Origin of the sequence: Streptomyces sp. NBC_00690, assembly GCF_036226685.1 — a bacterium.
Taxonomy (GTDB): Bacteria; Actinomycetota; Actinomycetes; order Streptomycetales; family Streptomycetaceae; genus Streptomyces.
This window is the reverse complement of the sequence record NZ_CP109009.1, coordinates 3,897,572-3,921,505: the sequence shown is the minus strand read 5'-3', so window position 1 is coordinate 3,921,505 and position 23,934 is coordinate 3,897,572. Positions and strand designations below refer to the sequence as shown.

The 23,934-nt window shown below is 70.2% G+C and carries 18 protein-coding genes; 8 read left to right on the top strand and 10 right to left on the bottom strand.

The genetic code is table 11. The features are described 5' to 3' along the window. Positions 1 to 197 precede the first annotated feature (197 nt). Positions 198 to 395, top strand: a complete 198-nt coding sequence (locus tag OID54_RS17180; RefSeq protein WP_329020575.1) for a hypothetical protein — start codon at positions 198 to 200, stop codon at positions 393 to 395. Positions 396 to 494: 99 nt separating this feature from the next. On the opposite strand, the gene OID54_RS17175 is transcribed toward OID54_RS17180, so the two are convergent. Next, positions 495 to 2,132 carry a DNA repair helicase XPB gene (locus tag OID54_RS17175; RefSeq protein ID WP_329020573.1) on the bottom strand — a complete coding sequence of 546 codons (1,638 nt, stop codon included), beginning with the start codon at positions 2,130 to 2,132 and terminating at the stop codon, positions 495 to 497. A gap of 265 nt (positions 2,133 to 2,397) precedes the next feature. Here OID54_RS17175 and OID54_RS17170 point away from each other — a divergent pair, with 265 nt between their 5' ends. Continuing rightward, positions 2,398 to 3,042, top strand: coding sequence for a VanZ family protein (locus OID54_RS17170; RefSeq protein WP_329027585.1), 645 nt, complete (start codon positions 2,398 to 2,400; stop codon positions 3,040 to 3,042). Here the strand turns inward: OID54_RS17170 and OID54_RS17165 are convergent. Beyond that, the gene (locus OID54_RS17165; protein WP_329020571.1) at positions 3,005 to 5,536 is read right to left on the bottom strand and encodes a helicase C-terminal domain-containing protein; all 2,532 of its coding nucleotides are present in this window, start codon (positions 5,534 to 5,536) and stop codon (positions 3,005 to 3,007) included. The two genes, OID54_RS17170 and OID54_RS17165, sit on opposite strands and share 38 nt — an antisense overlap. Positions 5,537 to 5,636: 100 nt before the next feature. Between OID54_RS17165 and OID54_RS17160 the strand changes: the two genes are divergently transcribed. Together OID54_RS17160 and OID54_RS17155 are read left to right on the top strand one after the other, a co-directional pair. Then, on the top strand, positions 5,637 to 6,752 hold the full coding sequence (locus OID54_RS17160; RefSeq protein ID WP_329020568.1) for a hypothetical protein: 1,116 nt from the start codon (positions 5,637 to 5,639) through the stop codon (positions 6,750 to 6,752). 228 nt (positions 6,753 to 6,980) lie between these two features. Next, positions 6,981 to 7,697: an HAD family hydrolase gene (locus OID54_RS17155; protein ID WP_329020566.1), complete on the top strand. Its 717-nt coding sequence runs from the start codon at positions 6,981 to 6,983 to the stop codon at positions 7,695 to 7,697. Positions 7,698 to 7,782: 85 nt separating this feature from the next. On the opposite strand, the gene OID54_RS17150 is transcribed toward OID54_RS17155, so the two are convergent. Continuing rightward, positions 7,783 to 8,019: a hypothetical protein gene (locus OID54_RS17150; RefSeq protein WP_329020563.1), complete on the bottom strand. Its 237-nt coding sequence runs from the start codon at positions 8,017 to 8,019 to the stop codon at positions 7,783 to 7,785. Positions 8,020 to 8,758: 739 nt separating this feature from the next. Between OID54_RS17150 and OID54_RS17145 the strand changes: the two genes are divergently transcribed. Continuing rightward, the gene (locus OID54_RS17145) at positions 8,759 to 9,142 is read left to right on the top strand and encodes a cold-shock protein (protein WP_329027583.1); all 384 of its coding nucleotides are present in this window, start codon (positions 8,759 to 8,761) and stop codon (positions 9,140 to 9,142) included. Between the two features lie 54 nt (positions 9,143 to 9,196). Here OID54_RS17145 and OID54_RS17140 read toward each other — a convergent pair whose 3' ends face one another. The 4 genes from OID54_RS17140 to OID54_RS17125 form a co-directional block, all read right to left on the bottom strand. Next, positions 9,197 to 10,036 carry a 1,4-dihydroxy-6-naphthoate synthase gene (locus OID54_RS17140; RefSeq protein WP_329020560.1) on the bottom strand — a complete coding sequence of 280 codons (840 nt, stop codon included), beginning with the start codon at positions 10,034 to 10,036 and terminating at the stop codon, positions 9,197 to 9,199. Further along, entirely contained in the window at positions 10,033 to 10,692 is a 660-nt protein-coding gene (locus tag OID54_RS17135; RefSeq protein ID WP_329020558.1) for a futalosine hydrolase, read from the bottom strand. Before OID54_RS17135 ends, OID54_RS17140 begins: the two co-directional genes overlap by 4 nt. 27 nt (positions 10,693 to 10,719) lie before the next feature. Further along, positions 10,720 to 11,196: a DUF2771 domain-containing protein gene (locus OID54_RS17130; protein WP_329020556.1), complete on the bottom strand. Its 477-nt coding sequence runs from the start codon at positions 11,194 to 11,196 to the stop codon at positions 10,720 to 10,722. Positions 11,197 to 11,472: 276 nt separating this feature from the next. Continuing rightward, positions 11,473 to 12,828 carry an MFS transporter gene (locus tag OID54_RS17125; protein ID WP_329020554.1) on the bottom strand — a complete coding sequence of 452 codons (1,356 nt, stop codon included), beginning with the start codon at positions 12,826 to 12,828 and terminating at the stop codon, positions 11,473 to 11,475. 471 nt (positions 12,829 to 13,299) lie between these two features. On the opposite strand from OID54_RS17125, the gene OID54_RS17120 reads away from it, so the two are divergent. Next, positions 13,300 to 14,253: a DUF3027 domain-containing protein gene (locus OID54_RS17120; protein ID WP_329020552.1), complete on the top strand. Its 954-nt coding sequence runs from the start codon at positions 13,300 to 13,302 to the stop codon at positions 14,251 to 14,253. Between the two features lie 724 nt (positions 14,254 to 14,977). Continuing rightward, positions 14,978 to 18,142 (top strand): sacsin N-terminal ATP-binding-like domain-containing protein, encoded by a 3,165-nt coding sequence (locus OID54_RS17115; protein ID WP_329020549.1) that lies wholly within the window; start codon positions 14,978 to 14,980, stop codon positions 18,140 to 18,142. 160 nt (positions 18,143 to 18,302) lie between these two features. On the opposite strand, the gene OID54_RS17110 is transcribed toward OID54_RS17115, so the two are convergent. Continuing rightward, positions 18,303 to 20,765 carry an HAD-IC family P-type ATPase gene (locus OID54_RS17110; RefSeq protein ID WP_329020547.1) on the bottom strand — a complete coding sequence of 821 codons (2,463 nt, stop codon included), beginning with the start codon at positions 20,763 to 20,765 and terminating at the stop codon, positions 18,303 to 18,305. Positions 20,766 to 20,967: 202 nt separating this feature from the next. Beyond that, the gene (locus tag OID54_RS17105; protein ID WP_329020545.1) at positions 20,968 to 21,231 is read right to left on the bottom strand and encodes a DUF2530 domain-containing protein; all 264 of its coding nucleotides are present in this window, start codon (positions 21,229 to 21,231) and stop codon (positions 20,968 to 20,970) included. A 173-nt stretch (positions 21,232 to 21,404) separates the two neighbouring features. Here OID54_RS17105 and OID54_RS17100 point away from each other — a divergent pair, with 173 nt between their 5' ends. Beyond that, positions 21,405 to 22,847 carry an NCS2 family permease gene (locus tag OID54_RS17100; RefSeq protein ID WP_329020543.1) on the top strand — a complete coding sequence of 481 codons (1,443 nt, stop codon included), beginning with the start codon at positions 21,405 to 21,407 and terminating at the stop codon, positions 22,845 to 22,847. Between the two features lie 187 nt (positions 22,848 to 23,034). On the opposite strand, the gene OID54_RS17095 is transcribed toward OID54_RS17100, so the two are convergent. Then, positions 23,035 to 23,901 carry a hypothetical protein gene (locus OID54_RS17095; protein ID WP_329020541.1) on the bottom strand — a complete coding sequence of 289 codons (867 nt, stop codon included), beginning with the start codon at positions 23,899 to 23,901 and terminating at the stop codon, positions 23,035 to 23,037. Positions 23,902 to 23,934 lie beyond the last annotated feature (33 nt).

The following is a 23,934-nucleotide window of genomic DNA, read 5'->3' as shown; positions in this document are numbered from 1 at the left end:
CATCGTGTGGTGTGAGCCCCGCCGGGGGTGGAGGGCTCCACCCGCCCATCGGTTGCCTGCCACAGGGATGACTCGCCGCTCCTCCCCAGGTCCCGTGCCCGTAGGGGAACCCCTATGTCTGGAGTCGTAGGCGGGTGGGGACGCGGTTCAGTCCTTGGTTCGATGTGTTCGAACGGCCGGCCGACCACCATGGAGGTATGAGTACAGCAACCTTCACACCCAGCGCCCAGGTCCCTCGACCCCGCGCCCACCACGGTGCATCGGCGAGCGGCGCCCACCACTCACCCCACCGCGCGGGCAATGCGCTACGCGCGGTCAAGGTGTTCGTCGGCACCGTGTTCAGCGTCGCCGTCCTCGGCGAGTACGCGGAGGAGGCGGGTGTCCGGCGCCGCTGAATCCGCAGCACCCATACCCCGCCCCCGTACCTCGCACCGCGGGCGCCGAGGACGACCCGACTCCTGGCTCGCAGCCCACCGGGCGTCCCCACGGATACATCAGCTGAGCAGTTCGTCCGCGTCCATGATGCGGTAGGCGTATCCCTGCTCCGCCAGGAAGCGCTGACGGTGCGCCGCGAAGTCCTGGTCGATCGTGTCCCGCGCGACCACCGAGTAGAACCGCGCCTCATGGCCGTCCGCCTTGGGCCGCAGCACCCGGCCCAGCCGCTGGGCCTCCTCCTGTCGGGAACCGAAGGTGCCGGACACCTGGATGGCGACGGTCGCCTCCGGAAGGTCGATCGAGAAGTTGGCGACCTTCGAAACGACGAGCACAGAGATCTCGCCCTGCCGGAACGCCTCGAAGAGCTTCTCGCGCTGGGCGTTGGACGTCTCGCCCTTGATCACGGGCGCGTCCAGATGCTCGCCGAGCTCATCGAGTTGATCGATGTACTGCCCGATGACCAGGGTCTGCTCGCCCTGGTGCTTGGCGACGAGAGCCTCCGTCACCTTCCGCTTGGTGGCGGTCGTGGCGCAGAAGCGGTACTTCTCCTCGGTCTCCGCCGTGGCGTACGCGAGACGCTCGGCGTCGGTGAGGTTCACCCGCACCTCCACACAGTCCGCGGGCGCGATGTAGCCCTGCGCCTCGATCTCCTTCCACGGCGCGTCGAACCGCTTGGGACCGATCAGGGAGAACACGTCCGACTCGCGTCCGTCCTCCCGTACGAGCGTGGCGGTCAGCCCGAGGCGACGTCTGGCCTGGAGGTCGGCGGTGAACTTGAAGACGGGCGCGGGCAGCAGATGCACCTCGTCGTAGAGGATCAGCCCCCAGTCGCGCGAGTCGAACAGCTCCAGATGCGGATAGATGCCCTTCCGCTTGGTCGTCAGCACCTGGTAGGTGGCGATGGTGACCGGGCGGATCTCCTTCTTCGTGCCGCTGTACTCGCCGATCTCCTCCTCGGTCAGCGAAGTCCGCTTGATCAGTTCGTGCTTCCACTGGCGGGCGGAGACCGTGTTGGTGACCAGGATCAGCGTGGTCGCCTTCGCCTGTGCCATCGCACCCGCGCCGACCAGCGTCTTGCCCGCACCGCACGGCAGTACGACGACGCCCGAGCCGCCGTGCCAGAAGCCTTCGACGGCCTGCTTCTGGTAGGGGCGCAGTGCCCAGCCGTTCTCTTCGAGATCGATGCGGTGGGCCTCGCCGTCGACATATCCGGCGTGGTCCTCGGCGGGCCAGCCCAGCTTCAGCAGGGTCTGCTTGATCTGCCCGCGCTCGGAGGGGTGCACGGCGACCGAGTCGGCGTCGATGCGTTCCCCGATGAGCGGCTGCACCCGCTTGGAGCGCAGGATCTCCTCCAGCACCGGCCGGTCGGTGCTGGTGAGGACCAGACCGTGCGTGGGGTGCTTGGACAGTGTGAGCCGGCCATAGCGGGCCATGGTCTCGGCGACGTCGACGAGCAGGGCGTGGGGCACGGGGTAGCGGCTGTACTCGACGAGGGCGTCCACGACCTGCTCCGCGTCGTGCCCGGCCGCCCGGGCGTTCCACAGGCCGAGAGGGGTGATCCGGTAGGTGTGGATGTGCTCGGGCGCGCGCTCCAGTTCGGCGAAGGGAGCGATGACGCGGCGGCAGGCGTCGGCCAGCTCGTGGTCGACTTCGAGGAGGAGGGTCTTGTCGCTCTGAACGATGAGGGGGCCGTTCACACCTGTGCCCTTTCGGTGAGCCAAACCTCCAGTGTGCCGCATGGATGCCCCTGTGGGGTGTGACGCGGGCCGCCACGGCCGATCGACGGCGCCGAACACCCGGGCAGCATCTGTGTTCGACACGCCTGATCGCCGCCTTCGGGGGCATCCGCGAGATATGACCGGACCCAGGGGAACACAGAGCGAAGGGGGTACCCCGGCAGTCGCTGTCTCGGCGGACGCTTCGGGTGCTCCATGGCGTACGACGGCCCTGCGGCTGCTGATCATGGCGGTGGCTCTGGCGGCGCTGGTCGTGTTCTCGGTGGTGCTGGCCAGACTGACCCTCACCCCCTCGACGGCATCGGCCGACATCGCCGGAGCCAATCTCCAGCCCGGAAGGTCGCTGCGGCAGTACGCCGAGGAGTACACCTTCCTCGCCGCCTGCAAGCAGGTCGGCGGCAATCTGCTGCTCGGCGCCCCGTTCGGACTGCTCCTGCCGCTGCTCGTGCCCCGCAAACTGCGGATGCTCCGGGTCCTGGTGTTGACCGCGGTGGTGATGATCTTTGTGGAGCTGACGCAGGGAGCGCTGGTGGAGGGCCGTGCGTTCGACGTGGACGACGTCATCCTCAACACCAGCGGTGCCTTGATCGCCTATCTCCTCCTGGGGCGGCGGATCAGCCATCGCTTCCACACCCTGGCCGAGCCGACCCCGTCCCAGGTCGCCGCGGACCCGAGGGGCACCGAACCCGGCCGGGAGACGGACGACCGGCAGGGCGAACCGGTAGCGCCCGCCCCCTCGCTGAGCAAGCCGGCCCCACAGAGCAAGCCGGCAGCCCCCGGCGCCGGCCGGACCAAAGCACTGACCCGGCTCAGGCTCAGGTTCCGCGACGGATTCAGCTCGGATCGTCCGCGAGCTCCGCGACGCCCGTGATGCGGTGCAGCGGATAGGTGCGGACCTCGTCGGCCGTGTGGTCGTACGCGGTGACGAAGCCGCCCTCGACCCGCACCGGGGCGATCACCCGCTGGCTCGCCGATCCTTCCGCGTTCACATAGCCGATCCAGACCGCCGACCCCGTCATGGCAGCCGCCTGGACCGTGGCGAGGGTCTCGGCCGGGGTGGACCGGGGCAGTTCGCCCCCCTTCGGCTGGGGCGCGTCGGATGCCACCGGCTTCAGGGCCACCGTCGCCGCCAGATCGCCGGCCCGGATCGCCTTGACCGCCGCCCCGAGCAGGGTCGAGTCCGGCATCGGCGGACCGTCTGGCACCGGAGCGGGTGGGGTGCGCGGCGGGGTGCGGCGGGCATGGGCGCGGGCGATCATCACATCGCCGTCCGACGACTCGGCGGCGGGTGCGTACCCGAGGCCGCGCAGTGCGGTGAGCAGCCCCGCCGGGTCGGCCTGGGCGGCGAGCACGGTGGGGGCGATGCGCCGCAGGCCCAACGGCTGCGAGCGCCGGTCCGCGAGGATCTCATCCAACAGCGCCTCGTCGTCGCAGCGTACGTACGCGGAGGCCGAGCCGACCCGTAGGTGACCGTGGCGCCTGGCCATGTCGTCGATGAGATAGCTCAGCGGCTGGGGGACCGGGGTACGGGAGTGGGCGGCCAGGAAGGCGTGCAGATCGGATGCCGAGCGGCCGGCGTCCAGAGCGCGGCGCACCGAACCGGGCGTGAAGCGGTAGACGGTTGCACCGCCCTTGGACTCGACGTCCGCGAGAACCGCGAGGGTCTCCGCGAGGGGCCGCTCCAGCGGGCCCGGCGCGACGGCGGTCAGGTCGGCCTGGAGCAGGACATGGTCCAGCGGGTGGGGCAGCAGGGGGGTGAGGACGCTTGCGGCGGTCCGGGCCGGGTCGGCCACTCCCGGTGCGGGAGAACCTTCTCCCGCACCGGGAGTGGCCGACAGCAGCGCCCGGCCGTGGCTCGCCAGTGCGCCCCGACCGGTCACGCCCAGTGATTCCGCCTCCGCCAGGGTCCAGGACGCGATCTTGGAGCGCAGGTCGACCGGGCCGCTCGCACGGTCGGCGGGATGGCCGCTGGTGAGGGTGTTGCTCGGGGTCTGCGACCGCAGGGGGCGCTCCCAGTGCAACCGTGCCAGCAGGGTCTGCGGAACCGGCGCCGTGCCCTCGGGCAGTGCGGCCAGCAGCTCCAGCACCCGCCGGCGGGTCTCCACGGTCGCCGAACGATCCAGGTCGGGGCCGAGCACCGCATAGGTGCGGCCCTTGCCGTCCAAGCTGCCCACCAGGCCGGACGTACGCGTCGCCGTGAGCCATGCGCGCGCCAGCTCGGCCCAGCGTGCGGCGGGGGCGAGGGTGAGCCATTCGTCGTAGGCGGGCGTGGGGGCGTACCGCTCGTCCGTTTCACCGTCGGATGCGAGGAGCCCGGCCGCGTACGCCAACTCCAACCAGAAGGCGGCCATCGCCTCGGTGGTGTCGAGCGCGGTCGCGGTCCGCTTGAGGTCGCGCACCGACAGCCCACCGGCGCGCAGCACGGCAGGGCCGCCCTCGTGCCAGTCCTGGAGCAGGTCCTCGACGGTCGTCAGGGCGGTGAGCGCCTGACCTGCTGCCGTGGCGTCCACGAGCTGTGGACGGCCCTCGCCCAGCGCGGACACGGCCGGTTCGACCGCGGGCGGTACCGGCTCGGGAGTCCGGTGGGCCCGCCCCGCGCGCAGATGGAGCGCCACTTCGCGCGGCAGGACCATCGTCCGCGGCGAGGTGGGTAGCAGCAGTCCGCGATCGCGCAGCCAGCGCACCGGTGGTGTCGGACTGGACGTCACCTCGCCGTACGGGGGTCCCCAGACGAGTCGGTCCAACACGGTCAGTGCTTCGGAGGGGGCGGTGTCCAGCAGGGCGGCCATGCGCTCCCGGTCGGTGAACAGCGCCGTCAACCCGGCGACTGCCGACACCGGATCGTGGGTGGTCGGCAGGCCCGCCGCCGCGATGATCTCCTGGAGGCGCCCAGGCGACATCCCGGCCGTGGATTCCGCGACGGTCGGACCGAGCCCGGTGGGAGACGGTCGGCTGGGCGAGGGCGCGAGCAGTTCACGGGCGGTGCGGATCAGCCGCAGTCGGTCGTCACCACCCCACAGCAGCGCCTGGGTGCGCAGCAGCGTCACCGCCCGCGGCAGGGCGGCTGCCACCGCTTCGTTGCCGTCGTCGCCCGCCATCAGGGCCAGCAGTGTTGTGTACGACGCCTGATCGGGCGCCACGGCGACGGCTTCGGCGGTCTGGAGCGTGAACCTGTCGAGCCGTTCCAGCGCGCGCACCACCGAGGCCCTGGTGCCCGCCCGGGTCGCCAGCTGGGTGAGATCGCCGGGGACCGGGGACAACAGGTCGGGGCGTGCGCGCAGCAGGGCCGCGAGCTCCCCGTCGTCTCGGGAGCGCAGGGCCTCGGCCAGTGTGCGCGGGCTGCTTCCTTCGGGTGTGGTCCCCATCCGCCCCACGTTAGCCCCTGGAACGCTACGGTCTGGTGCAGGGCGGGCCGGTCCGGGGAAGACGGGGCGGCCCGGGGCAGGGAACGGCAGGGGAAAGCCCGTGGGGATCGAGAGCGATCAGCTCGTCTACGACTATCTGAGCCGGGTCGGGGATCTGGCGCAACAGCGGCAGCTGTCATCGGGCGCGCGCATGCAGTTGGTGACTTCGCTGCGCGGGGAGATCGATCGGCAGCGGGCCCGTGCGCTGGGTGACGGGCCCGCTTCGGTGCGGCGCATCCTGGGGCGGCTCGGTACCCCGGACGAGGTGGTGAACAGGGTCGGTTCGGGCGACCCGTCCCCGTCCGAGACGCCCGAGCCCTTGGCCCCGCAGCAAGCCGCTCCACCGCTGGAGGCCGAGGAGCCGCCCGCTGCGGCTGCTCCGGCGGCCTCGCCGATCGAGCCTGAGAAGCCGGCGCGCCGTCGGATTCCGCGCCCGCGGAATTGGCTGACCAAGTCCGACGTCGTCGCACCGGAACCGGTGCCGGATCCGCTGTTCCCCGATGGCGGGCTGCCCCCGTACGAGGCGGAGCCGGGCGAGTTCGGCTATGTGGACCCGGGCCCGGACGTGGACTGGTGGCGCATCGAGTCGACGCCGTTCGGGGTGGGCGAGCAGGTGCCCGGCTTCACGGGCGGGGTGGAGATCCCGGAAATACTGAAACCCCCGCCGGAGGAAGAGGAGGCCGGAGCCACCGAGGAGGATGAGGCCGCGGAAGCCGAGGCCCGGAAGGGCTGGTTGCGCTGGGTGCCCGTGCCACGGTCGCTGGCCAAGCTCCGGCGTCGCCCGGTCGCCGCCGTGGTCGAGCCCGCGGCTGGCGCGGCTGGCCTGGCTACCGGTCCGCGGTTCGGCAGTCCGCTGCTGTTGGTGGCCGCCGTCGCCCTGCTGGGGGGTGCCCTTGCGGGCTCATTGCTCGCACTCGGGCTCGGCTGGTTGCTGGTGTGGGCCTCGCGGAAGCTCACGACCGCCCAGAAGAAGGTCGCCGTCTTCGTTCTGCCCGGTGCCGCTTTGACGTCGGGGCTGGTCTGGCTCTGGGGTCGTTCGGCCGGCCGCTGGGGTGGAGCCGTTCCACCGGACGGGATGCGGGACGCGATGGTGGAGACCTGGCCCTGGATGTTGAAGGGGGCGGCGATCGCTTCGGCTCTGTATCTGGTGTGGCGGGCCCGCAAGGTCGTGGAGTGAGGTGCTTGCGCGCCGAATACGCAAGCTGCGCCAGATAATCAGGGGAGGGTGCTCCGAGGGAAGCGGCCGGACGCCGGGCGCTGCTGGGAGTTCCGACGGAAGGAATGACCGGGGCGGGGTCGACGTCGCGCGTGTCGTGCTCCCGCAGCGGCTGGCGAGGGGGGCCGCCGGGGCGAAAGGCGCGGATCAGCGATCGGGATGTGCGACCCCACCGGCACAATGGACCCCATGGCTCCAGATCCGTCGACTGCACCGCTCACCATCGGCTTCGACCTCGATATGACGCTCATCGATTCCCGGCCCGGTATTCACGCCGCTTTCACGGCGCTCTCCGCCGAGACCGGTGTCTGGATCGATGCCGATCTCGCGGTGAGCCGGCTCGGTCCGCCGTTGGACCAGGAACTGGCGCACTGGTTCCCGGAGAAGCGCATTCAAGCCATGGGCGATCGGTACCGCGAGATCTATCCCGACTATGCGATCGCCCCCACGAAGGCCCTTCCGGGGGCCCGTGAGGCGGTGGCCGCGGTGCAGGGCGTCGGGGGGCGGGCGATCGTCGTCACCGCCAAGCACGAGCCCAACGCCCGGCTTCACCTCGCCCACCTCGGCATCGCCCCGGACGCGGTGATCGGATGGCTGTGGGCGGAGGGCAAGGCGCTGGCGCTGCGCGAGTACGGGGCGAGTGTGTACGTGGGGGACCACCTCGGGGACATCAGGGGAGCGCGCACAGCGGGAGCCCTCGCCGTGGCGGTGCCCACCGGTCCGTGCAGCCGTGCCGAACTGCACGACGCCGGTGCCGATGTGGTGCTCGACGATCTCCTGGCCTTCCCCGACTGGCTGCGTGCATACGCCGCGGCAGCGGGTCGGGCGGGCTCCGACGCTGGTTCTGACTCCGGCTCCGACTCCGACTCGGGCTCCGGCTCCCACGGTGTGACGCCCGGTTTGTGATGCTCTTTCGGGGCGGCCTCGCCCCGTGTCCTGAGGCACGCTCACAGCGGGCGGCAACTTCGGAGCAGTACAGCCCGCAGCCGAACTAGGAGAGGGACCGTGCCGCCCGTCGCTGGGCCGCGATCGACCGCAGCACACCCGCCGCGGCGATCATGAAGCCGACGCCCATCAACATGCACACCGCGTACGCGACCGGCGGAAACGGCTCGGTTCCCAGGAAGAGCGGGGCGAAGGTGACCAAAGTGGCCACCGCGCCGACGATGAAGACGATGGCTCCGATGCGGACGAGACGGTCACCCGGGTCGGAAGGAGTAGCAGTCATCCGGCCAGGGTAGTTCCCGGCGTCGGGAAACCGTTCGGGGGCGTCGGATCGTCACCGCTGAGCCGCTGAGCCGCTGAGCCGCTGAGCCGCTGAGCCGCTGAGCCGGGCCGACCCTGGGCCGGGGCCGGCTCCAGGGCGTGGACCCGGTCGACCGTGCCGAGCGCTTCGAGCAGTTGCTGTGTGTCTGGTGCCCGGTATCCGACTCTCCGCTTCGAGGGCGTACCGGGAGTTCCGTACCCGGATCGTTCGCCCGCCGCCCGTACCGCCGCATTGCGGAAAACCGTATCGAGACACCCACGAGTACCGGTCGACTCCTCTCCGCCCCGGTGGCTCGATCGTCGGGGAAGCTCCTTTTCGCCCACTGCGCTCCGGGCCTTGATCGGCTCTCCCCGATTCGCCCGTCCCCTCTCGTTCTCGTGGTGTCGGCGGATGGTTTTCCGATGTCCGTACTCCCACCTGTCGAATCGCCCTCTCGCATTCACCACGGGAGGGGGATTCGCCGTATGCGCGAGGGGTATCCACTGTCCCGGTGTCACCGACATGTGCTGTGATGTGCGTGCCTTCTCGCCTCCGAGCGAGCTGCGATCAATGTCGGCCACCGCCAGTGGCCGGATGGGTGGAGCGGCTTGACGGGGGGTATCAAGCTGGGGAGGCTTCAAACGGCAGGCACGAGCAAGCGCTGGATAGCCTGACCCGCGGAAACAGTGGTTTGGCTGACTGGTGGAATGGGGTGCGTGCTTTGCCTACCGGCAAGGTCAAATGGTTCAACAGCGAGAAAGGCTTCGGCTTTCTCTCCCGCGACGACGGCGGCGACGTCTTCGTGCACTCGTCAGTGCTGCCCGACGGCATCGATTCGCTCAAGCCCGGTCAGCGGGTGGAATTCGGCGTCGTCGCCGGACAGCGTGGCGACCAGGCGCTGTCGGTCACGGTCCTCGACCCCACTCCTTCCGTTGCTGCCGCCCAACGGCGCAAGCCCGATGAACTGGCGTCGATCGTCCAGGACCTGACGACCCTGTTGGAGAACATCACGCCGATGTTGGAGCGCGGTCGCTACCCCGACAAGGTCCACGGCAAGAAGATCGCGGGTCTGCTCAGGGCGGTGGCGGATCAGCTCGACGTCTGATTCCCGTACGCCCGAATCCGATGCGCAGCCCCGGCCGGTGTCCGGCCGGGGCTTTCACACGAACGCGAGAGCACGCGGGCCGAGGGGCGGTACGAGTCCCTCGGCCGCTGCGCGAGTCAGCAGTCCGCGCACGGCCGCGTAGCCGTCCTCACCGAGGTCGGCGGTGAACTCGTTGACGTACAGGCCGATGTGCTGGTCGGCGACGGTCGGTGACATCTCCTGGGCGTGCGCCCGCACATAGGGCCGGGACGCTTCCGGATCATCCCAGGCCATCCGTACAGACGTACGGATCGTCGTGGTGAGTTGCAGGAGCTTGGCCTCACCCAGCGAACGCTTGGCGATGATGGCGCCCAGGGGGATGGGCAGGCTGGTGGTGGACTCCCAGTGCTCCCCGAGGTCGGCGAGGCGGTGCAGTCCGTAGTTCTGGTAGGTGAACCGTGCCTCGTGGATCACCAGGCCGGCGTCCACCTTCCCTTCCTGCACTGCTGGCATGATCTCGTGGAACGGCATCACGACGACCTGTCCCACCCCGCCGGGCACCAGGTCCGCGGCCCACAGCCGGAAGAGCAGATACGCCGTCGAGCGCTCGCTCGGGACGGCGACCGTCTTGCCCGTCAGATCCATCCCCGGAGTGCGGGTGAGCACCAACGGGCCGCAGCCGCGCCCCAGCGCGCCGCCGCAGGGCAGCAGGGCGTAGTCCTCCAGGACCCAGGGGAGCACCGCATAGGACACCTTGAGGACATCGAACTCACCGCGCTCGGCCATGCCGTTGGTGATGTCGATGTCGGCGAACGTCACATCGATAGCGGGCGCCGAGGGCACCCGGCCATGGGCCCAGGCATCGAAGACGAAGGTGTCATTGGGGCAGGGCGAGTACGCGATGCGCAAGGTCACGGCGACTCCTCCAGGAGCGGGCGAAGGGCGTGGAAGGCGCCCTCCAACGAGGAAAGGGCCTCTTTGATGCGCCAGGCCGAGCGGTCCCGCGGGCCCACCGCATTCGAGATCGCCCGGATCTCCAGTACTGGAACGTTCTGCGCGGCGGCTGCTTCGGCGACGCCGAAACCCTCCATCGCCTCGGCACCGGCGCCCGGATGACGGGAGCTCAGCTCGGCGGCGCGGGCGGCGGTACCGGTGACGGTCGAGACCGTGAGCACGGGTGCGTGGAGCGCACCGATCGCCTGCGCGGCGCGGGCGGCGAGGGCTGCGGGTGGGCGGTGGGTCGAGTGTCCGAAACCGAGCTCGACGACCGGGATGAAGCCGTCGGGGGTCTGGGCCCCGAGGTCGGCGGCGACGATGGCGTCGGCGACGACCAGCGAACCGACGGGAGCCTGGGGCTGGAAGCCTCCGCCGATGCCCGCCGAGACGACCAGGTCGTACGAGCCCTTGGCCAGGGCGGTCGCGGTGGCCGCCGCGGCGGCGCCGGGACCGACGCCACCCGCCAGGACTTCCACCCGGTGCTCCGGGTCATGGCGGTCCAGCAGGGACGCGGGCAGTGCGGCGGTGACGGAGTCCGCCTCCGCCGCCACCGCGGTCACGACGAGTACGCGCACGCTCGGCCTCCCGGCGTCAGGACTTCGTCACTTCTTCTCCAGCGTGAAGTGCCAGATGCCCAGGACCTTCTTGCCCTTCTGCTCCATGATGCTCACGTTCACCTTGTTGACCGGTTCCCCGGTCTGCGAGGCGAAGAAGGCGCTGGCGGGGATGGTCCGGTACGTGTTCTTGTACGGCTCCTCCTCGGCGCGCTGTCCTCCGAGGAAGAGCACCCAGCCGTTCTCCGCGATCTCGGTGTCGACACCGAAGCGGATCTTGTCGTCCAGCGCGACCTTGACGGTCTTTCCGCTGGACTTGGAGAGACAGCCCTGGACCTTGGACTCCGCGAGGGCCTTGCCGTCGTTGTAGCAGGCCGCCTCGGAGTTGACGGAGTCCGTCCCCACCGTGATGGTCGCCAGCGGCGTCGGCTTGTCGCAGGCGGAGAGGACGAGGAGCCCGGCGGAGACGGCACCGATGGTGGCAGCGGCCCGGCGGCGCTTGCCCGAGAAGAACGCAACGGTCATGGCCGAAAGGCTATCGGTCCCACCGCGCCTGGTTGTGTGGGGGTCCGGCGCGCCGCCCGCACGCCGTGCCGGACCGCCGCTTTTCAGGGACCGCCGACCGGGTGTCGCGGTGCTCCCGGCAGCGATGGACGGCCGTCTTGCCGCACCGGTTCCGTTCTCTGGTCGCGGTCTTGGCCGTCGGTGCCGGCTGCGCCGTCCGGGCTGTCGTTGCTGGCTGGCGGTTGGTGGTGCCTGGCGCTGCCTGGCGCCGGCTGGCGGTGTTCGTGCCGTTCCGCGCTATGCCACGCGTGGTCGGGCGTTGCCGCTGCCGCTGCCCCGGGCCGCCTCCAGCAGCCCCCGTACCGACGCGGTCGCTCCGGTGAAGACGATGGCGGCTGCCACGGACATGCCCAGCACCCCGTTCAACGGCAGCACGATGCCGATCGCCCCGCCCACCACCCATGACATCTGCAACAGGGTCTCCGACCGGGCGAAAGCGGACGTGCGGATCTCCTCTGGGACGTCCCGCTGGATCGTCGCGTCCAGTGAGAGCTTCGCCAGCGCTTGGCACAGACCCGCCGTCGCCCCCAGCACCGCCACCATTCCGGCACCGAAGAAGATCGCCGCCAGGATCGCCGCCGTCAGGACCAGGCCCTGCACCGTCGCGATGATCATTTCCGGGGCGCGGGCCTTGAGCCAGGCGCCCACCGTGGTCCCCAGCGCATTGCCCAGCCCTGCCGCGACACCCACTATCCCCAGGGACAGGGCGGCGCTCTGACCGTCCAGCGGGTGTTCGCGCAGCAGGAACGCAAGGAAGAAGATCAAGAAGCCGGAGAGCATCCGGAACCCTGCGTTCGCCTGGAGTCCGTGCACCACGGACGGGCCCACCGACCGCAGGCTCGGCCTCTTCTCGCCGTGGGCGAGGATGCGGACCTTGTGCTCCCCCTTGGCCGAGTCGACCTTGGGCGGCATCCGCAGGGCCCAGTAGGTGCCCAGGAGGAAGATCACGCACGCCCCGTATAGCGGCCACTGATGCCCCACCTGTTGTAGGCCGGCAGCGATGGGCGCGGCGGCGCCCGTGGCCAGCAGGCCCGCCAGGGTGACTCTGGAGTTCGCTTTCACCAGCGAGAACCCGGGTGGCAGCAGGCGCGGCACGACGGCGCTGCGGACCACTCCGTACGCCTTGGAAGCGACCAGTACCCCCAGTGCTGCCGGATACAGCTCCAGCCCTCCCGTCGCCACCAGTACCGACATCAGCACCGCCAGCACGGCTCGCGTCAGCATGGCCCCGGCCATCGCCGCGCGCCTGCCGTGGGGAATGCGGTCCAGCAGCGGTCCGATCACCGGTGCCAGCAGTGCGAAGGGCGCGAGGGTGATCGCGAGGTAGAGCGTGACCCGCCCGCGCGCCTCGTCCGTCGGTACGGAGAAGAAGACGGTGGACGCCAGGGCGACGGTGATCATGACGTCGCCGGCGCCGTTCACCGCGTGCAGTTCGATCAGTTTGCCGAGACCCGACTCGCCCGCGCCGTGCGCGTGGGTCGCCTTGCGGATGCCGCGCGCCGTGCCTGTGAACGGGAGGTGGAGCGCACGGCCGATCGCCCGGCCCGCTCGTGCGAACGGGCCGGACCTGTCAGACGAGCTCGCGGCTGCCACCTGGCCATAGTGCCCCAAGGGCGGGCCGTAGGAGGTCCGATGCGATGTTGTCCCGGTGGACGGGGCGATCATGTCTCCCCGTACGGACCGCCGGGCTCCGCGGCGTGAACAGTGGTTGCGCGGTGGCCGCGCGCAGGTCGGCGGCGGGGGCCTTCGGCGACTCGTTGATGTCTCGTTGATGTCTCAGGGACGTCTCAGTGGTCGCTGATCGGCTCTTGATCGGCCCCTTCTTGGAGCGCGCAGGTGGGCTCGGCGCTGTGGAGGGGGTAGCGTGCGTAGGGCGCCACCGGCGATTGTTCTCGGCCGCGCTCCTCTTCGGCATCCCGCAGAATGGATGACGGTAGGTGTGCCCGGGACGCTTTGGTTCGGGCGCGGACGTCGATGCGGCCCCCTGGTCCGCTCCGCCTGCGGCTCGAACCTCACGAATCGGTCGGCGCACCCGTGAGACGGCGTAGGAGAGAAGCGAGACCTGTGAGTGCTGCGACGACGCGAAGCCGTACCCCCGACCGCCTGTGCGCCGAGGCGGTAGACCTCGCCAGGGAGGCGGCCGAGGAGGCCGCGGCCCCGGGGGTGGTGGGTGAGCATGTGTCCCTGGTCTCCGAGGGGGACCGTGTCGTCACGCACTTCTTCGAGTCCAAGGAATTGGGCTATCGGGGGTGGCGCTGGGCGGTGACCGTGGCTCGGGCGTCGCGGGCCAAGCTCGTCACTGTTGATGAAACCGTCCTGCTGCCGGGCCCGGATGCGCTGCTGGCCCCCGAATGGGTGCCGTGGAGCGAGCGGCTGCGACCGGGTGACATGGGCCCCGGCGATCTGCTGCCCACCGAGGCGGAGGATCTGCGGCTGGAGCCGGGCTTCACCGGCGAGGACGCACCACCGCCGAATTCGATCATCGCCGAGACCTCCCACGACCTGGCCGAACGCGTCGAAGCGGAGGACGCGGAGCTCGTCGACCGGGCGCCCGCGGACACGGTCCTCAATGCGCGGGGCGAGCTTGCGGCCATCGCCGAGGAGCTCGGAATGCGCCGGGCGCGGGTGTTGTCCCGCTATGGCCTCCACATCGCCGCGGACCGCTGGGACGAGTCCTTCGGGCCGAAGACCCCCATGGCGCAGGCAGCTCCGGCGGCCTGTGTGACCTGCGGATTCCTCGTACCCCTCGCAGGATCGCTCCGGCAGGCGTTCGGGGTGTGCGCCAATGAGTTCTCACCTGCTGACGGTCGAGTGGTGTCCCTCGGCTATGGGTGTGGTGGACATTCGGAGGCCGCGGTGATGCCCAAGCCGCCGCAGCCCGCGCTACCGGTCTTCGACTCCATGGGGACGGATGAGTTCCGGCTCCACCCGGACCCGGAGGACGTTTCGGTGTCGTCGGCCACGCAGGGTGCCGAAGGCGAAGGCGAAGACGAAGACGAGGACCTGGGTCACTCCTGATCCGGGGCGGGCCCACTTCTGGTCCTGTGCCGGGCCGCTTCTGGTCCTGCGCCGGGCGACGGCGGCCCGGGCCCGGGGTTTCCTACCCTCGTCGCCGACGGCTAGAACACGGTCCGTGACCGTGCCGTAGGAGGATCGGCTACCGGAGTCCGTCGGCGCCCACTATCGGGTACGTCGGCTCCGACGCGGCCGTTTCGCGGTACGCCGGTCCCTGCGTCCGTATGCCCGTAGGCACCGGGAACCCGGCTGGTTCCGGCCATGTTCGAGCTGTGTTCAGGACGGACCGGGTGACACGACTGTTCGCCCGGACGGACGCTGGTACTCGCTGACGATTCCGCCACGACAGGCACCGCAGGCACGACCGCCACGACAGGCACCGCAGGCACGACAGGTGGTTCGCGCCCCCTCGAACCCGCCCGTGGCGCAGGCCCCATGACGTGGAGCCGGGTCCCGCCTCCTGGCGCCGACCAGCGGGGTCCGGGGTCCCGTCGTCCGGTGGGGAGCCCGGTCGGGGGTACGCGTGCGACGAGAAGTTTCCGCGCCCCGCCAGCCGAACCAGCCAACCGGCTCTGACCAGCGGGCACCTTCCCGCACCGGACCGACCGACACCGGCGCACGATAGCGTCACCTCCCTTGCCGGGAGCGATTCCCACGACCCAGGCAGTACCTTCGGCCCCAGTAGGGCCGAAGGCGACAGCGTTACCGGAAAGAGCGGAGTCACACCGTGAGCGTCACGACCACCGAGGGCGCCGACCCGTTCGAGACCGCACGGCTGCGACGTGGCGTGCTCGACGCCTGGCGCGCCAGCCCTGCCAGGTTCCGCGAGGACGCCAATGCGGAAGAGGACCTGGTCCTCGGCGGCTACCGTGACCGGCTCGTCGTCGAACTCGCCCAGAACGCCGCCGATGCCGCCGCCCGCACCGGCGAACTCGGCCGACTGCGGCTCACCCTCAAGCCCGCCGTGGGCGACACCCCCGCCGTCCTGGCCGCCGCCAACACCGGCGCACCCCTCGACGCGGTCGGTGTGGAATCCCTCAGCACCCTGCGCGCCTCCGCCAAACGTGATGCAGCGGACAGCAGCGTCGGCCGGTTCGGCGTCGGATTCGCCGCGGTGCTCGCCGTCAGCGACGAACCCGCGGTCGTCGGCCGGCACGGAGGAGTGCGCTGGTCGCTCGCCGAAGCACGCGATCTCGTCGACGAAGCAGCCGGCACCAGCCCCGGGCTCGGCGAGGAGCGCCGTCGGCGCGACGGCCATGTGCCCCTCCTGCGTCTCCCTCTGCCCGCTGAGGGCACCGCACCCGACGGCTATGACACCGTCGTCGTTCTTCCCCTGCGCGACGGTTCGGCGGCGGACCTCGTCGAACGCCTACTGGCCGACGTGGACGACGCCCTCCTGCTCACCCTCGCCGGACTCGCCGAAGTCGTGATCGAGACGCCCGATGGGGTGCGCACCTTGCGGCGCTCGGAGCAGGCGCCCCACATCCACATCGAGGACAGCGAACGCGGCGACCGACGCTGGCGGGTCGTCAGCCACAGCGGAGACATCGCTCCCGAACTGCTCGCCGACCGCCCGGTCGAGGAACGCCTTCGGCCGCACTGGACGCTCACCTGGGCCGTTCCCGTCGACGCCGAAGGCGCGCCCGACCGGCCGCGCACCGCACCCGTCGTCCATGCGCCCACGCCCACCGATGAGCCGCTGGGCGTGCCCGCCCTGCTCATCGCGTCACTGCCGCTGGACACCACCCGCCGGCACCCCGCGCCCGGTCCGCTCACCGACTTCCTCGTCGAACGGGCCGCCGACGCCTACGCCGAACTCCTCGGCAGCTGGCAACCGGTGACCCGCGCCACCATCGACCTGGTTCCCGGGCCGCTCGGCAAGGGCGGACTGGACGGTGCCCTGCGCGAGGCGATCCTGCGGCTCCTGCCGCGCACGGCGTTCCTGGAAGCCGCCGCACCCCGCGGAGAGGCCGACTACCCCGAGCCGACCGACACCGGGCTGCCGGACCGTCAGATCCCCGGTGCGCTGCGCCCGATCGAAGCGGAAGTTCTTGAAGGTGCCGGTGCGGAAACCGTCCAGGTGCTCTCCGAGGTGCTGCCGAGCCTGCTGCCCGCCGGGCTGGAGCGCCGGGTGGAGCTGCGCACGCTCGGGATCGCCCGCGTACCGCTGACCGAGGCCATCGACCGGCTCGCCGGACTCGAACGCGATACCGACTGGTGGCGGCGGCTGTACGACAGCCTGGCCGGCGTCGACCCCGACCGGCTCTCGGGACTGCCCGTACCGCTGGCCGACGGACGTACGGTCATTGGTCCCCGACAGACCCTGCTGCCGCTCGCCGACACCCCGCCGCGGCTCGCCCGACTCGGTCTCAAGGTCGTCCACCCGGACGCCGCACATCCGCTGCTTGAGAAGCTCGGTGCGTTGCCCGCGACCCCGCGCGCCGTACTGACGACGCCCCAGGTGCGGGCGGCCGTCGCCGGTTCCCTCGACGAGGGCGAGCTCTTCGACTTCGGCGACGAGGATGCCCCCGACGCGGAGGAGCTCGCCGACACCGTGCTCGCGCTGGTGCGGGACGCCGACCTCGAACCGGGCGACGAGCCCTGGCTCGGGGCGCTCGCCCTGCCCGACGAGGAGGGCGAACTCGCACCTGCCGGCGAACTGGTCTTTCCCGGGAGCCCGTTCGCGCTGGTCATGCGACGTGATGAGTTGGCCCTGTGCGACGGCGACCTGGCCGCCCGCTGGGGCGAGCAGCCGCTTGCCGCCTGTGGAGTGCTCGCCGACTTCGCCCTCGTACGGGCCACCGACGTGGTCCTCGACCCCGATGAGCTGGAGCCCCGCGAAGGCGACTACGCGGAACCCGATGACGCGGGGCTGCTCGACGCGGTCGACGTCTGGTGCGAGGACGTGCTCGACCGGCTTCCCGAAACCGCGGTGCCACCCGTCGCGACGGAGATCGTCGCCGTGCGGGACCTCGAACTGGTCGACGACGACTGTTGGCCCCAGGCACTCGCCCTGCTGGCCAGGCCGCCGCTGCGGGACGCGCTGACTCAACCCGTGCGCGTGCTCCTGCCGGACGGCACGACGCAGACCGTGCGTTCCCACACCGCATGGTGGCTGCGGGACCACCCCGTCCTCGACGGCCGGCGGCCGGCCGGTCTGCGGGCCGCGGGCGGCGATCCCCTGCTCGACGGACTGTACGAAGCCGTGGACGCGACGGGCTTCGACGATGTCCAGGTGCTGCGGGCACTGGGAGTGCGGACCTCGCTCGGCGCGCTCCTCGACGAGCCCGGTGGCGCGGCCGAACTCCTCGGCCGGTTGGCCGACCCCGATCTGCCGGTGCACCCCGCCCAACTGCACGGCCTCTACACGGCACTGGCCGACCTCGATCCGGAACAGGTCACCCTGCCCGATGACCTACGGGCCGTGGTGGACGGTGACGTCCAGGTCGTCGACGCCCGCGACGCGGTGGTCGCCGACACTCCCGACCTGCTGCCCCTCGCCGATGGGCTGCCCCTGCTGCCGGTGGCTCCCGAGCGCGCCGCGGATCTGGCGGAGCTGTTCCAGGTGCGCCGCCTCAGCGAGACCGTCACGGCGGAGGTCACGACGGACGGCGAGGAGCACGAGGTCCCCGAGTCGGTACGGGTGCTCCTGGGGCCGCTCGTGCCGCGCAGCTACATCGAGCACGAGGAGCTCATCGCCGGCGGGGTCGAGCTCCAGTGGCGACGCACCCCGGACGGGGTCCTGCACGCGGCGACGCTGGAGGGCGTGGCGGCGGGGCTGGCCTGGGCGGCTGGCCAGTGGCCGCGTCGCTTCGAGGTCGCCGCACTGTTGGAGGACCCGTCCCGTACGGCCGAACTGGGCCGCGACCGCTGGTTCGACCCCCTGCGCTGACCGCTTGCGCCCGGGGCCGGCTGGGTGGGGAGTGGCGGATGGGTCGCCCCCCGCTCGGCCGGATCATCCGGGGCCGCGAAAGGGATCGCCCCGGGCCTCAGGCGGATCGTCCTGGGTCTCAGGCGGATCATTCGGGGCCTCGGCTGGATCGTCCCGGGTCTCAGGCGGGGTGCTTGCGGTCCACCCAGCGCCAGCTGAACTCCAGCAGCACCGCCCCCGCCGTGGCCACCGCCACCGCGGTCCACGGCAACTGGACGCCCACCAGCTTCAGCGCGAAGAAGTCCTGGAGCCACGGCACGATCAGCACGATCACAAAACCAAGCGCCATCGCACCCACCAGGCACAGACGCCACCAGGTGTAGGGCCTGGCGATGATGGCGAGCACCCAGATCGAGACCAGGAACAGGGTCAGCGTCGCCGCGCTTGTCTCCGCTTCGAGCGAGCCCGGTCCGCTGTAGTGGGAGCGGGCGAGCAGATAGGTGCTGAAAGTGGCCGCCGCGGCGATCACCCCCGCGGGCACGGCGTACCGCATCACCCTGCTGACGAAGTGCGGCCGGGCGCGCTCCTTGTTGGGGGCGAGTGCCAGGAAGAACGCGGGCACCCCGATCGTCAGGGTGGACAGCAGGGTCAGATGCCGGGGCAAGAAGGGGTACTCCACCTGGCTGCACACGACGAGGACGGCGAGGAGGACCGAGTACACCGTCTTCGTCAGAAACAGCGTGGCGACACGGGTGATGTTGCCGATGACCCGTCGCCCCTCCGCCACCACGGACGGCAGGGTCGCGAAGCTGTTGTTGAGCAGCACGATCTGGGCGACGGCCCGGGTGGCCTCCGAGCCCGACCCCATCGCCACCCCGATGTCGGCGTCCTTGAGGGCGAGGACGTCATTGACGCCGTCGCCGGTCATCGCCACGGTGTGGCCGCGGGACTGGAGCGCCCCCACCATGTCCCGCTTCTGCTGCGGGGTGACCCGGCCGAAGACCGACCCCGCTTCGAGGTCGCTCGCCAGCGCATCCGCGTCGGTGGGCAGCCGGCGGGCGTCCACGGTGTGCTCGGCGCCGGGCAGTCCCAGCTTGGCGGCGACGGCGCCCACCGACACCGCGTTGTCCCCGGAGATCACCTTGGCTGCGACGTCCTGTTCGGCGAAGTACCGCAGCGTGTCGGAGGCGTCCGGCCGCAACCGCTGCTCCAGCACGACGAGCGCGACCGCTTCTGCATCGGTCGCGGCCCGCGGGGAGTCGAGTTCCGCCGTGGACCGGGCGAGCAGGAGAACCCGCAGGCCCTGCTGGTTGAGCTGCTCGGTGGCGGCGAGCGCCGGATCGTCCTCGGCCAGCAGCACATCGGGGGCTCCCAGCAGCCAGGTCGTCGTCCCCTCCCCGTCGTAGAGGCGGGCCCCGCTGTACTTGCGCGCCGACGAGAAGGGCAGCGACTGCACCGGCTTGAGGGTGCCGTCGTCCGGATGCGCGTCGATGACGGCGGCGAGCGAGGCGTTGGGGCGGGGGTCGGACGCGCCGATGGCGCCCAGCACCCGGCGTACGTACGCCGGGTCCGCGTCGTCGAGGGGGCGGAGTTCGGTGACGTCCATACCGCCCTCGGTGAGGGTGCCTGTCTTGTCGAGGCAGACCACGTCGACCCGGGCCAGCCCCTCGATCGCGGGTAGCTCCTGCACCAGGCACTGCTTGCGCCCCAGCCGTACGACGCCGATCGCGAAGGCCACCGAGGTCAACAGCACCAGACCCTCGGGGATCATCGGCACGATGCCGCCGACGGTCCGCGCGACGGAGTCCTTGAAGTCGTTGTCCTTGACGATGAGCTGGCTGATGATCAGCCCCGTCGCGGTGGGGACCATCATCCAGGTCACGTACTTGAGGATCGTGCTGATGCCGCTGCGCAGCTCGGAGTGGACGAGGGTGAAGCGGGACGCCTCCTCGGCGAGCTGCGCCGCGTACGCCTCACGACCCACCTTCGTCGCCTCGAAGGCCCCGCCGCCCGCGACCACGAAGCTCCCGGACATCACCGGGTCCCCGGGTTGTTTGACCACCGGGTCGGCCTCGCCCGTCAGCAGGGACTCGTCGATCTCCAGACCGTCGGCCTCGGCGACCACGCCGTCGACGACGACCTTGTCACCGGGACCGAGTTCGATGAGGTCGCCCAGGACGATCGCCGAGGTGGAGATCCCGCCGGCCCTTCCATCGCGTCGGACGGTCGGTTTGGCCTCTCCGATGACCGCGAGTCCGTCGAGCGTCCTCTTGGCCCGCAGCTCCTGGATGATGCCGATGCCGGTGTTGGCGATGATGACGAAGCCGAACAGGCTGTCCTGGATCGGCGCGACGAAGAACATGATCACCCAGAGGACGCCGATGATGGCGTTGAAGCGGGTGAAGACATTGCCCCGGACGATGTCCACGGTCGACCGGGAGGACCGTACGGGTACGTCGTTGACCTCGCCCCGGGCGATGCGCTCCTCGACCTCGGCGGAGGTCAGTCCGGTGGGCGGGGTCACATGCTCCCTGCGGGCCGCGGGCGGCTTCACGGGGTGGACGGGGTCGAGTTCGGCGCCCGCACTGATGGAGGGGCCGCCCGGCTCCGGGCCTTCCGTGTCGATCCTCGCCCGCTGACTCATGGTTCGTACGGTACGGCTGGTGGGACGGCTTCACCCGCCGTGGCGGGGCGGTCGGCCGGAACGGATCAGCGCGGCCATGGGCCGGTGGGCGGGTGCGGTACGCGGTTGGTCGAGATCGCGCCAACGTGGGGTTTTGGCGAGCCCGCGGATCCTGCCGACGAAGGCGCGCGATCGTGCCTGTCCACAACGGGAGAGGCGACCGTCACACGGGCGGCTGCTCCTCGGCCGCTGAACGCTTGATGGCCGCGTCCCGCTTGCGTACGTACCAGATGCCGATCAGCCCCAGTCCGGCACCGGCCAGACAGGTCCACACCCACCACATCAGATCGCGGTCGGCGAACCAGTTGTAGAAGGGGATCTGTACCAGGAAGAGGACGAACCAGACGATCGTGCCGCCGGTGATGGTGGCGACGACGGGCCCCTCCAGGGGCTCGGGTGCCTCGTGTCGGGGGGTCCACTTCGCCATGGGGACAGTGTAGGCGGCGGTGATCTAGACCATCGGGCGGCGCGGACGCCAGGAGCCACGGGTGTCTACGCGCGGAGATGGCTTTCTCTTCTTTATATGTTCATACTGAAACGGTTTGCTATTGACCGGATTCATTCGTATGAACCTACAAGAACCGCTCTGATGAGGACCGTATGAGCCCCTCGGCCCCCGCCGCCGCCCCCGAGAATCAGCCGAAGGGCACACTCAGCGGTCTGGATCGCTATTTCAAGATCTCCGAGCGCGGTTCCACCGTCGGCCGCGAGGTGCGGGGCGGATTCGCCACCTTCTTTGCGATGGCGTACATCATCGTGCTGAACCCGATCATCCTCGGCAGCGCCAAGGATATGTACGGGAACCAGCTCGACAGCGGTCAGCTCGTGACCGCGACGGTGCTCACCGCCGCCTTCTCCACCCTGTTGATGGGCGTCATCGGCAATGTTCCGATCGCGCTCGCGGCGGGCCTCGGAGTGAACACCGTCGTCGCCCTCCAACTGGCACCCCGCATGTCCTGGCCTGATGCGATGGGCATGGTCGTCCTCGCCGGATTCGTGGTGATGCTGCTGGTTGCGACCGGGCTGCGGGAACGCGTGATGAGCGCCGTACCGCGGAGTCTGCGCAAGGGCATCGCGATCGGCATCGGCCTCTTCATCATGCTGATCGGCCTGGTGGACTCCGGCTTTGTCTCCCGCATCCCCGACATCGCCCAGACCACCGTGCCGCTCCAACTCGGCCAGGGCGGCCACCTCGTCGGCTGGCCCATCCTGGTCTTCGCCGTCGGCACCCTGCTGACCCTCGCGCTGATCATCCGCAAGGTGCCGGGAGCCATCCTCATCTCCATCGTGGCGATGACGGTCGTGGCCATGGTCATCGAGGCCGTGGCGACGGTCCCCAGCTGGGGTCTGACCACCCCCAAGTGGCCCGGTAGCCCGGTGGACACCCCTGACTTCGGTCTGGTCGGCGAGGTCAGTCTGTTCGGCGGCTTCGAGAAGGTCGGCTATCTGACGGGTGTGCTGTTCGTCTTCACCGTGCTGCTGTCCTGCTTCTTCGACGCCATGGGCACCATCCTCGGCGTCGGCGACGAAGCCAAGCTGATCGACAAGGACGGCAACCTCCCCGGCATCAACAAGGTCCTCTTCGTCGACGGCATCGCCGTCGCCTCCGGAGGTGCGACCTCATCATCGGCGACGACCTGTTTCGTGGAGTCCACGGCGGGCGTCGGCGAAGGAGCCAGGACCGGACTGGCCTCGGTCATCACCGGCTCGCTGTTCACGGTGGCACTCTTCCTCACCCCGCTCGCCACGATGGTCCCCTCCCAGGCGGCGACCCCCGCCCTGCTGGCGGTCGGCTTCCTCATCCTGGCCGGTTCCGTCCGGGACATCGACTGGAGCGACTACACGCTCGCGGTCCCGGCCTTCCTGGCGATGGTGATGATGCCCTTCACCTACTCGATCACCAACGGCATCGGCATCGGCTTCATCTCCTTCTGCGTCCTGCGCCTGGCGGCCGGCCGTGGACGCGAGGTGCCGATCGCGATGTACGCGGTCTCGGCGGTCTTCGTCTTCTACTACGCGATGCCGGCCCTGGGCCTCACCTGACAGACCTGACAGACCCGACAGTGCGGGACGCCCTGCCGCAGATGAGCCGCCCACCGGCACTCATCTGGCGCAGGGCGTCTCCATGAGGCCGTCATCGACGCGATGCGATGCGGTGGGGTGTGGGCAGGGAGGGACCGGGCCGGCAGCGCCGGCGATCGACTGGAACACCCTTGGGGGCGCCCGGGGTTTACCCGGCTACCACCACGGACGAGGCGCTCTGGGCCCACAGTTCGTCGAAGTGTCGTGACAAGGTGGCTCCCGGCTCTCGATCCCGGGGCAGCTCCACGTATCCCCGGTCCTCCAGCTGATCGGGTTGGGCGGGTGAGAGGGTCCCGACGAAGCCCTGCATGACCAGGCCGTCCAGCCGGGCGAAGTGCATATTGGGCGTGATCACATACCCGCGGTACTCGAAGTTCCGGCGGGCCCGGTCAGGCCACGCGGCCACCACGTTCTTGACCCTCTCCTCGGACTCGGCCAGTTGGCGCCGCAGCGTCTCCGGTGGGACCTGAGGCCAGGGCAGCACCATCGACGCCTGTTCGAGGACGCTGTCGCTCGACGCCGACGAGATGGCGAGGATGCGGATGCTCACACCCCGCTTGGCCGCGCGTTCCATCGCCTGCAACATGTCGACGTTGGAGATCTGAAGGTTTCGGTACATCAAGAAATCGGCGTTGCTCTGGGCGTCATTGACCACCCGGCTGTAGAAGGCCGGTGTGTAATAGCCGCGTTCCACGAGCCGAATCATCCGCTGCTCTCCGGTGCCGCTTCCGCGCATGCGGTTCATCGAATCCAAGGCTCGGCTGATCCCTTCTATCTGGCCGCACATTCTGACTAATTCCTCGGCTAAGTTACGGGCGTCCTGCTCACCCTGCCTGAGGAAACCGGCCGCCGATCTCAGATGGCCCGCCAATGACTCAGTGCCGTAGAGCCTGCGCAGCAGTGCCCGTTCTTCCGACTGAGCCCGCTGTACGGACTGCACCTTCACCAAGGTGATGATCGTGATGATGAAGCCCACCACACCCAGTACCGTATTGGCGCGTTCGAGCCAGGACATCGCTGTGTTCCTTTTCCGTCGAGGGAACGAGGC